The 11,529-nt window shown below is 42.4% G+C and carries 6 protein-coding genes; all 6 read right to left on the bottom strand.

What is annotated here, in order from left to right:
• Window positions 1-58: 58 nt before the first annotated feature.
• The 6 genes from NSA57_RS15110 to NSA57_RS15085 all read right to left on the bottom strand — a co-directional run bounded on the left by NSA57_RS15110 (window position 59) and on the right by NSA57_RS15085 (window position 11,497).
• A complete protein-coding gene (locus NSA57_RS15110; RefSeq protein WP_257465285.1) occupies window positions 59-1,147 on the bottom strand; it encodes a DUF5688 family protein in 1,089 nt (362 codons plus the stop codon).
• Window positions 1,148-1,153: 6 nt separating this feature from the next.
• Window positions 1,154-1,294, bottom strand: coding sequence for a hypothetical protein (locus NSA57_RS15105; protein WP_166460071.1), 141 nt, complete (start codon window positions 1,292-1,294; stop codon window positions 1,154-1,156).
• Window positions 1,295-1,375: 81 nt separating this feature from the next.
• Window positions 1,376-7,669, bottom strand: coding sequence for a SpaA isopeptide-forming pilin-related protein (locus NSA57_RS15100; RefSeq protein WP_257465284.1), 6,294 nt, complete (start codon window positions 7,667-7,669; stop codon window positions 1,376-1,378).
• Between the two features lie 68 nt (window positions 7,670-7,737).
• On the bottom strand, window positions 7,738-9,810 hold the full coding sequence (locus NSA57_RS15095) for a DNA topoisomerase 3 (RefSeq protein WP_257465283.1): 2,073 nt from the start codon (window positions 9,808-9,810) through the stop codon (window positions 7,738-7,740).
• The gene (locus NSA57_RS15090; RefSeq protein WP_330671362.1) at window positions 9,811-11,241 is read right to left on the bottom strand and encodes a CD1107 family mobile element protein; all 1,431 of its coding nucleotides are present in this window, start codon (window positions 11,239-11,241) and stop codon (window positions 9,811-9,813) included. It abuts the gene before it with no gap.
• On the bottom strand, window positions 11,195-11,497 hold the full coding sequence (locus NSA57_RS15085) for a DUF4315 family protein (RefSeq protein ID WP_118758674.1): 303 nt from the start codon (window positions 11,495-11,497) through the stop codon (window positions 11,195-11,197). The genes NSA57_RS15090 and NSA57_RS15085 overlap by 47 nt, the downstream gene beginning before the upstream one ends.
• Between the last annotated feature and the right edge of the window lie 32 nt (window positions 11,498-11,529).

Below are 11,529 nucleotides of genomic sequence, written 5' to 3'. Positions count from 1 at the left end.
TTTTCATAAAATCAGGGACTGCTTAGCACAGTCCCCTTAAAATCATCGTTGTTTCTCTTTATAATGCTGCGGCAAGATCTTTTGACTTATTTTTTGGCACTTTGTCTACCTCTTTTGCCTTGATTTCTGCCTTAGCTTTCTCCAATCTTCCATGAATTCCACCTTTTACTTCCGCTTTTTCGGCTACTTTTTCCTTTTCCAAACGTGCTTCCCTGCGCTCAGCATTTTCCATTACTGCTGTCTTTTTGTCACAGAACTGAACCTTATCAGAAAGCTGTTCCTGTCTTTCCACTTGTGTCTCATTGACTTCCTGTACAATCGCATTTAATTCTGGAACCTGAAAAATACCGTTATCCGGGAGAATCAGCACTTCATGAACGGAAGATGGGATGACAAAGTAATCACTTCCCAGGCATTCCCCAATCTGTTTTCGAATATCTTCCTGCAGTAACAGGGAAGCTCCATTCATCTTAGATTCATTGGTAAGGCAGAACATTGGATTCTCCACAGTTTCCATATCCAGTTTTTCATTCAAAAGATTCTTCGGTGTTCCTCCAAAAATCATGGATTCGACAATCTGTGTCATATCCACCAGTTGCACGCCTCTGTTCCTATCTGCCATCATCGCATCTGCCTGAATCTGTTCAACAGATACTCCCCATTCATTCATCAGAGAGATTGTTACGGGAATACTGCTGATTCCTTCTCCATTTTCCTCCAGATTTACTGCATAATAAGCTGCAAAATCTCCGTGTTCTGTGACTACTTTATCTGCCAGACGATCGGTATTCCATTCTTTGTCACAAATTCTTACCTGTAATTTGTCCTTCATCTTTTCATAATCCAGAATATCCGGAACTCCCATATCACAAAATTCTGCTTTACCCTGTGCTTCAATACGCATATCAGCTACATCCCCAACACAAGAATCTACATCTTTCCCATTGATATATTCCTGGTAGAGGGAATCCAGATAGACTGTCGGTACGATTCTCTGATTCCCATTTGGAATTGTAATGCCAGTAAGCTTCAGTCCATTGTTTTTTTCTACTTCCTGAAGTTTAATTTCTGCGTCCCTGTAAGACTCTGGCAGATACTCCTTTACATTGTCTTTGACATATTCATAAAATTCTTTTCTGTTCATCATACGCTTTTACCCCTTTCTGATCATGTGATGGTTCATTCTTTTTCTGCTGATCATCTGCTCGGCTTTCTTCTGATAAGCCATCATTCTCTTTAAAGTTTTCTCCTGGTTTTTTCGTGCTTCCTGTCTTTTTTCCATTGCTTTCATCATAGTTTTCTGTTCCTTTCTGTGATTTTTTGTATGAAAAAGGGAGCCTCACATAGAAGCTCCCAATCATAACCGTTGGTTTCCTTATTTGCTTTTCCTTTTTCTGCAGATATAAAGTCCTGCCATACCTCCTGTGGAGATTACCAGAAGCAGAATCGGCAGCCAGATATTCGTGCTGTCACCTGTTTTTGGTGCATTTGATACCTTTGTCTCTTCATGGGACTGTGGTGTATCCGGTGTGTTCGGTGTTTCTGGAACTACCGGTTTCTCATTTGTCAGATTGAAAGTAACTTCCACGACTGGTGTACTGTCATTCACATAAGCAAATGTCACTTCATGCTTGGTCTGATCCAGTGTGTATCCATCCAGTGTTTTTGTTTCCACCAGATAATACTTGATTGCTGTATCATATTTGCCGTTCTTAAATGTGGCAATCTCATACAGCTTACTTTCTGCATGACCGGCAGCGTCTGTCTTTAAGGTTTCCAGAACCTTTCCTTTGCTGTCACGGAGTTCAAATTCTACCCCTTTCAGCGGTTCTCCTGACGATTTATCTGCCTTATTGAGAATCACTTTTCCCTTGGCAGTATCATCTTCCATAGCTACTTTCTGAATTTCTCCGGTATCCTTCACCTCAAATGTCACATCAGATGTCAGAAGATATCCTTTCGGTGCCTGCTCTTCACGTAAGGTGTATTTACCGATTGGCAGTTTTTCGATATAGTGTGCTTCCTCTGTGGAAGTCCAGCTCTCTACTACCTGATCATCCTTATCGAGAATTGTCAGTTTCGCACCCGGAATCTCTGTTTCTCCTGTGATATCCGTCTTACTGATCTGTACTTTTGTCACATCATCTTTCATCTCTACTTTCTGAATCTCGGCCGTATTCTCTACTGTAAAGGTAATACTTTCTGCAGTGACATATCCATCTGCCGGTTTTGTCTCTGTCATAGTGTATTCCTTACCAACAACCAGTTCTTTGATCACATGGGATTCTTCCGTAGAAGTCCATTCATCCACTGTATTGCCATCTGAATCCGTCACTTTCAGGTGTGCACCAGGAAGTTCTTTACCTGTTGTCAGGTCTGTTTTGGTCAGCTCTACTGTGGTCGGCTGATTTTCAAAAGTAAAGTCGTAGCTTACTTCTGCCTGGTCTTCTCCGGCATATTCAAAGGTAAATTCCTGTACTTCTTCTGTTGTAACAAATCCGTCCGGCGCAAAGATCTCTTTCACATAGTATTTTCCGTCTACCGGAAGATCTGCCGTAAAAGTGATCTGTCCTTTTTCATCCGTTACTCGTTGCTCGATCAAACTGTCTTTCTCAAGGAGTACCTCGCCCTTTGCATTTTTGATATCTTCACTGGTATAAAGGCCGAAGACACCACCTGCAAGGACACGGTCTGTATCTTTTTCTTTCTTCAGAACCGTAACCTTTACTTTCTGACGGGCATTCTGCCATTTCTCATCATAAGTGATAACTGGTGTGTCCTGATCACGGTAGGAAAGGTCAACATATCTCGGTGCTCCGTCCAGCACATAACCATGGGCTGTTTTTACTTCCTTCACATAGTATTTTCCAGCCGGGAGAGCTCCCATCTGTGCAATACCATTGGAATCTGTGGTAATGGTTCCCACTTTTTCATCGGTTTTGAAATAATCTTCACTGACACCATCTGCCGCTTTAATATCTTCCGCAGCAAATACATCGAACGTCACATCTGTAAGGCTTCCGGTTACATACTCAAAAAGATGCTCCACGGTACCTTTTACATGATCCAAAAGTGTCACTTTATCCAAAAACTCTCCATTTTTGTTGATGATCAGAAGTCCTGTCGGTACTTCATCTTTCATCTCTACTTTCTGAATCTCGGCGGTATCTTCCAGAGTGAACTTCACATCCGTTGCCTTCAGATATCCATAAGGTGCCATTTCCTCACGAAGAGTGTATTCCTCTCCAACTGTCAGGCGTTTGATCACATGTTGCTGATCTTTTACAGACGTCCACTGATCCACAACATTTCCTTCTTTATCAAGAACGGTGAGTTTTGCCCCATCCAGCTCCACACCTGTTGTTACATCAGATTTCGTGATTTCTACTGTTGTCGGCTGGTTCTTTTTCACAGTTTTCAGTTTTACTGTCTTCACATCCTGTCCCTGGTAAGAAGCATCCAGATTCAGAACTTCATCAGAGGATACAAATCCCGCCGGTGCCTTTAACTCTTTCACATAATACTGTCCAGGTGGCAGATCCAGCGTACATGCTGCAAGTCCATCGTTATCAGAAGTCATTTCCTGTAAGAGTGTGTCTGCTTTCACGATTACTTTTCCATCTGCCTTGATATCCGCTTTGTTATAGATACCAAAGACAGCTCCTGCTACGGTTGCACCATTTTCTGCATCCTGTTTTTCTACCTGGATTGCAACTTTCTGGCGGTCATCGCCAACAGTCACTTCCTGTTCGATCACAGGTGTATCCTGACTGGCATAGACAAATGTGACATCTGATCTGTCATGGTTCAGGACGAATCCTTCCGGTGCAGTCTTTTCTACCACATAGTAAGAACCAAGCGGCAGATTCTCTGCAACTGCTTTTCCGTCTTCCCCGGTCGTTACTGTTATTACCAGTGCATCTTTTGCATAGATCAGCTGTCTGTTTCCGTTTTCATCTTTCTGATAATCCGGTGTATAGATATTTTCAGCTGCATAGACATTAAATTCCGCACCCTTCAGGTATCTTTCTTCATAAACAAAATCCTTCTTGAATCCGGTCAGCATTTCACCTTTTTTATAGATCGTCAGCTTTCCTTTTACCGGATGGTTCTCGTAATCTACCGTAATAATGGCATCTCCGCTCTCAGAATCCATCTGGTATGCTGTGTTTGCATCCACCGCAATCTCTACATAGTTCTTATTGATTGTGTACCCTTCCGGTGCATTAACTTCCTCAATCCGGTAATGTCCGATCTTCAGATTCTTCGGCATGATCAGATATCCCTGGCTGTCCGTAAAATAGGACTTGTGGGTTGTTGTCACTGGGTAAGTTGTTACCTGTTCCACATACTTCTTGTTGTCCAAGTCGTACACTTTAAATTCTGTTCCTGCAATCAGGACGGATTTCTTTGTTTCATCGTCTTTTTTCACGATTTTCAGTTTTGCCTTAAACTCTTCATCCAGAAGCACTCGCCAGATCTGTGGCTCATTTGGATGATGCTCTGTGATATTCACTTCAAATTCATCGACTGGCTTGTAGTTGTGCGGTGTTGTTGTCTCACGCACGATATAGCTTCCAAATGGTAATGGAATACTGCAGGCATACCCTTTTTCATCTGTGAAAATCTCAGTTGCTCCATTTTCTCCACTCACTACTGGTTTTGCAGAATCAAAATCATAACTTCCATCTGCTTTTTTTGTAAGGGAAGATTTCAGATAAACTGTAAATCCAGCTCCGGATAACAGATCTGCATCTGTCTTTCCATTGTTGGCTGCTTTAATGATCTGGAATGGCTGCTTGATGACCTGCTCACTGGAAGTGCACTCTCTTTTTACTTCTGCTTTCATATCTCCTTCATAACTGCACGTAAGATCATGCTCTTCTGTGTCTGCCAGGTATCCGGTCGGAGGTGTGATCTCTTTGATATAATATTTGCCAAGATACAAGCCATTTACAGAAGCCTGTCCTTTGTCATCTGTTGTAAGAGAAGCTACCTGTTCTCCTGCTTTATAAATAGTTCCGGTTGCTCCGTCCGGATGCACAATATCTTCACGGGCATACAGACCATAAACTGCACCTTTCAGTGTGGCATCTCCCTGTGGTACTGCTTTTCCTGTTTCTTTATCAACTTTGAATAAATTGATCTTTGCTGTCACACGGTCATTGCTGAAGATATGAGCAAATGATACGGTTGCTTCTTTATCATTGGTGTAAGAAAACTTGAACGTATACACATCTTCTGTATTTCTTACATAGCCTTCCGGTGCCTGATCTTCTTTTACAAAATAGGAATATCCAATCGGAAGATCTGCTGTGAATTTTGCAGTTCCATCTGCGCCAGTAGTTGCTTTCTCAATCAATGTTCCTTTTTTCACAACAACGGTTCCGTCTGCATTTCTAATATCATCGGATGCATACAGAGCAAAAATACCGCCATTCAGTGGTTTCTTGGTGTCTTTATCCTGTTTTACTACGGAAACAGCTGCTTTCTGTCTCTCGTTGTTAAAAGTCACATCTGCAAATACAACTTCTTTATTCTGTCCGGCATAGGTCAGAGTCACTGACTTTTCTTCACTGCCGTTATAGAAATTGTCTGGTGCTTTTGCTTCTTTTACCACATAGGTTCCAAGATGCAGGTTCTTCAGTGTAACAGAACCATTCTCTCCCGTAGTCAGGTTCTCTTTTACCAGATCACCTTTGCTGTACACTTTTGTGCCATAAGCAGTTACGATATCCGCTCCGGCATACACGTTATATACTGCATTTTTCTGTCTGCGGTTTTCATACTGAAATACCGTTCCATTTTCACTGACATCTGCTCCGGTAAGAACCTGTCCTTCTTTGTAGATGGTAAGCTCTGCCAGCTGTTCCTTATTTTCCACAGTTACCGATGAAGTCTTACTTGCTGCCAGTTTTACATTTGTTACCGTTGCATTTACTACATATCCCTGTGGTGCTGTGATCTCTTTCAGATAAACGGTATCCTGTGTCTTGATGATCGTAACAGAGGATTTTCCATTCTTATCTGTTGCCGGCATCTGAGTGATCAGCTTTGTACAAGCCTCATCGCTGTAAACACCAAATACTGCACCAGAAAGATTGACATCCGCTATATCGCCTTTCTTTACGATTTCGATCGTAGCCTGCTCAATCCAGGACACCTTTAAGCTTACATATTTTTCATCAGCAACACCTTCTCCAAACACAAATGCCAGATCCTGAACACTTGCATTCGTAGTCAGTTTATATGCTGAATAATCTTTTGTAATACTTCCCTTCATTTTTGCAGAAAAAGTAGCACTTACATCTTTTGTCTGTGTCAGAGGTGCTGAAAGATAAAACGTGGTTCCTCCTCCAATTGTTACGCTTGCACCTGCCGCACTTACATTTCCAGTAGATACATTATGGAGCTTTACTCCTTTTGGTAAGTCCATTGTAATTTTCTGCTGGGAAGATGCGTTGAACTTAATGTTCTCCGTTCTCTGAACATTTCCATCTACATAAGCCTTTACACTCGGCTTTGAAAATGACATCGCTACATCTGGTATTTCCGGCTTATTCACACAATAATTATAAAGTTCTTTTGCCAAAGCCTCGCCTGTAGCATTTGTTCCATAGAATGCATCACTGCTTCCATTGGCATACGATGCAGCCATGTGAATAATGATGAATCTTTTTCCTTCTGAGAAATCCGTGTGTTTATTCGCAAAAAAGCTTTCGCTCCCTGCGGCATCTGTACCGTAATAACACACTTTTGCTAACGCCTGATTGTCCCCGATCTTTGTGATTGTATAATTTCCAGATCCTGGTCCTGGTTTTGCTGGCTGTACACAATACGCAGTTGCTCTGACGCTTCCGTAGCTGATATAGTACGGCTCTGTCAGATACGTTCCAAGATTATAATCTGCATATCTATACAGTGGTCCTTTTTCAATTGTCACCTGCTGTGTACTTCTTGCTGAATAAGCCGAAACTGCTTCAAATGTTGCAATCTCTCCCTCTTCCATAGCATCAAGATCCACGCCTTCTTCTCCTGCCTGTTCCAAAACATCATGAAGCTCTAACCCTGATTCTTCATCATAGGTATCCTGATTCTGTGCCTGCTCTACGAAATCATCAAATTCATCAGCGTCAATATCGGTAATCTCCGAGTCTGCTTCTGAATCCTCCGCTTCCTCTGTCTGCTGTTCACTGCCAGTTGTTTCGGATTCGGTCATTGCTTCACTCCCCGCCGCCTCTTTCTGCGCTTCTGTTTCTTTCTCACGCACAATCAGTTTTCGGCTGATCTGGTACTTCGGATGCTCCTGATTTACCGGTTCCACATAATAGACCGCTTTGTAAGTGTCCGCATGATCTGTCGTAAAATCCTCATTCTTATCATTCTTTGCTTCCTCAAATGTGACTTTAACCTTGTTATCATCCTTGATTTCCAATCCGGTATAATCTGATTTCACATCAAATACACTGCCTGTTTCGATTTCATAGTCTTTGGCAGTCACCACCTCATCTTCATCCAGAAGGTCTTTCACTTCCTCATAAAGTGGAGGTTTCTCCTCTGGCTGGATCTCCGCTGCATATGCAGTCATCGGAGATAGCACTGTACTAAGCATTGTCATGCCTGCCAGCAAGCCAGATACTACTTTTCTAAAATTACCTTTTTTCTTCATGCTAAGGTCCTCTCTTTCATATATTTGTATTAAAACAGACAGTCCTTAGACTGCCTGCAATACACTACTTATCGTTGTGGGAAAATCAGATTGAACTGTACATTTCCCTCTCCGGGATCAACCATCTCCACAGTTGCTTCATACTGTCTCCCTGTTTTTCTGGATACCAGATCCTTATAATGGATTTTTCCTCTAGACAGAAATTTCTTTGCTGTCGCCTTATTCATCCTTTTCCCCTGGCTTGCAAGGAATTTATCATTCTTCCACAAGGTAAAAGCACAGTTCCGGTCAGAACAGTAAAAGTTTACTTTTCCTTCCCGGACATCTGCTCCACAGCGGGGACATTTGCCAATGACTTCTCCTTTTGCCTTTCCCTGAAACTGATTTTTCTTCTCTTCTGAAATACCCTGATACCTGGCAACCAGTTCCTGCATCAGTTCTGTAATCCCATTTAGGAATTCATCTGCTGTCTCTGTATTCTGGGCAATGTGATTCAATGCCATTTCCCACTCTGCGGTCATCTTCGGAGATTTAATCTCGTCCGGCAGAACCGTAATCAGTACATTGCCATCATCTGTCGGCACCAGATTTTTCTTTTCTCTTTTCACAAAACCAGACTGAATCAGTTTTTCAATGATTGCTGCCCTTGTTGCCGGAGTACCAAGTCCTTTCTTTTCCGTATCTTCGGTCAGCTCTTCATTCCCTGCACGTTCCATTGCAGAAAGCAGGGTATCTTCTGTGTACTGTTTCGGTGGCTGTGTAAAATGCTCCGATACAAAAGAATCACAGGGACCATAATGCTTACCTGCCCAGATATCCAGCTCCGGCTCTTCTTTCTCAATCTTTACTCCAAAGAACTGTTTTAATTTATTTTCGATTGCCTTGAATCCTTCCTGCTTTGTTTTCTTTGCTGTGAAATAAAACGTATGATAATTACAGGTAATCTGGCATTTATGGCTCTCATAAATATAAGGATCTGCAGTTGCTGTCAGTACCCTGGCACTGATCAGATACAAAATCTTGCGGTTTCGTTCTTTCAGTTCACCATTATCTGCTTTGGCTATTTCCATGGTTGGGATAATCGCATGGTGATCGGATACTTTCTTTGAATTTAATACCTTACTCACGTCTGGTTGATATTCCAGACCTTCAGCATAAGGCATTTTCCCAAGTAACATCTGAATCAGTGTTTCAGTGCTTTCTCCCATCTCATCTGTCAGATACTGGCTGTCTGTTCTCGGATAAGTGACCAGCTTCTGCTCATACATCTCCTGCATGGCATCCAATGTCTGCTGTGCGGTATAACCAAACATTCTGTTTGCTTCCCTCTGCAGAGTGGTCAAATCATAGAGCTTCGGAGGACGAACCGTTTTTTCTTTCACATCATCCTTTTCCACTTCGCACATACGCTCCATACAGTCCGCAGCCACTCTATCTGCATCCTCTTTTTTCTGAAAATGCTCTGTGACTGCATCCATCTCGTCAAACTTGATATGAACCATATAATATTTTTCTTTGGTAAATTCCTTGATCTTCTGATTTCGATCCACGATCATGGCAAGTGTTGGTGTCTGTACTCTTCCAACTTTCAGATTCTGGTTATACAGAACGGAAAAAAGACGGCTCGCATTGATTCCCACCAGCCAGTCTGCCTTTGCCCTGCAAAGTGCTGACTGATAGAGACTGTCATAACACGAACCGTCTTTTAATGACGCAAATCCATCTTTAATTGCCTGTTCTTCCATGGAAGAGATCCAGAGCCGCTTCATCGGCTTTTTGCATCCTGCCTGCTCATACACCAGACGGAAGATTAACTCTCCTTCACGTCCTGCATCAGTAGCACAGATCACTTCATCTACTTTGGAATCTCTCATCAGTTTTTTCAAGATTCCGAACTGCTTCTTTGTGCCCTCCAAAACCTTGTGTTTCCAACGTTTCGGCACAATCGGCAGATCTTCATATTTCCATTTTTTATATTTTTCATCGTATTCCGATGCATCACATAATCCAACCAGATGTCCTACGCACCAGGAAACGATATAACCGTTTCCCTCCACGTAACCATCTTTTCTTGTTCTGGCTCCAATCACGGAAGCCAGTGCCATCGCAACCGATGGTTTTTCCGCAATCACTAATTTCATTTACTCATGCTCCTCTTCTTCATCTTCCAGTACATCATCATTGAAATCTTCATCTCGCAAGATTTCCGGTTCTGTACTTTCTTCCTGCTCATCTGCATCGTCTACTTCCCGTTTTTCTGACTCTGAATCTTCGGATTCATCTTCATCCTCTTCCATCTCATCCTCGTCATCATATTCATGCTTTGGTTTATAGACTTTGAAGTAATATCCTCCTGCCACAGCTCCTACTGCAACCAGTGCAATCAGAAGATACGTTCCAATTGGACTTTTATCTTCTGGCATCTGAATGTCATCCTCTACCTTATCTTTCTCAGCTGACCCTGTCGTTTCCGGCTTTTCTTCTTCAGCCTGTTTCTCTGGTTCTGCATAAACAGTATCTACTTCCGGAAGTGTCACCGAATCAGAAAGTGTGAAGTTCATCAGATCTTTCTCGCTGACTTCGGTAAGGAAATACACATTATCCTGAGATTTTGAATTGTCAATAATCAGATAGAAAATCTTACCACTCTTAGTTGAAATGGTATAAAACTCTTTTGTGCCTTCCGTAGCTGTTTTGGTAACAGAATCTGCTGTCTCTCCTTCTTTATTAAGCTGCTCCTCAATACCTGTCACTGTCCGATCATCCACAGTTCCTTTTGCATCTGTCGGCTCAGAAGCTTGTGCATCCTGCGGAAGCGGAGAAGTCGTTGTTTTCTCAGTCCCAGTTGCATCTGCACTGGTCGTAGTTGCCATTGCGCCATTACTGTCACTGGAGGTTTTCTGTTTCTCTGCCTGCTTCTTTGCCCATTCATAATAAGGATTCTGCAGTACATACTTCTCAGAAGTATTTCCGGCACCATCCGTTACCGTGATTTCAATCTGTTTTGTTGTAAAATCTTTCTGTGTCAGTTGCACTCTCAGCATTCCATCCTTCAGATCTGTATAAGTGGTGCCATTAACTGTCACAGAAGCAATACCGGAAACGGTATCATTTCCCTGAATCGTCAGTATGCCATCTGTCAGGGAAGCAGAGAGTGTCGGCTTTTCCGTATCATAACACTTAATAGAACGATTCTGCTCATACACCTTTCCATCACCATCTGTCACACGCACGTACACTATCTGATTTCCTGTGATCGTGATACTTCCGCTTCCAGTTACATCCTGCCAGCTTCCATCTTTTCCTGCTTTTGCTTCAATCTTTGCTATTGAGAAACCTTCCGGCATATGACTGGCATCTACCGTAACAGCAATGCTTGTTTCGCCCTGTTTCCAGCCATCCGGTTTCTCAATCGTGATTGCAGGTGTGGTATTCTCAGCTGCATAAGCAGTCTGTGTCTGGAGCAAAGGTGTTGTCAGGCAAAGAAATGTCGTTGCTGCAAGCAGACTCTTTTTCACCCTGCTTTTAGTAGTTGTTCTCTTCTTCTGTTTCATTTTTTCCAGATTCATCATCGGCTTTTATTTCCTCCTTCTGTATTTCTACCCTGCCGGGCAACCCATTTTTCATTTTCTTTTTAAAAGCTTCCAATTCCGGAATACTCATATCCATTGCGCGGATAATTCTTACAATTTCCAGATTTTCCGCTTCTGTTTTTGCAATCTCCGCAGCCTTGAACCGCTTTAAATCTGCTTCATATCTGGCTTTGGATGCTTCCATTTTTTCCTTGGCTTTCTCATAATCTGCCGTTGCTTTTTCAAGATTTTTCATCTCTTCTCCTTTCCGGGCGGCTGTTATACCGC

This window comes from Blautia caecimuris (assembly GCF_024622975.1).
Taxonomy (GTDB): domain Bacteria; phylum Bacillota; class Clostridia; order Lachnospirales; family Lachnospiraceae; genus Blautia_A; species Blautia_A caecimuris.
Note: the sequence above shows the minus strand (reverse complement) of the source record. Positions and strands in the feature narration are given on the sequence as shown.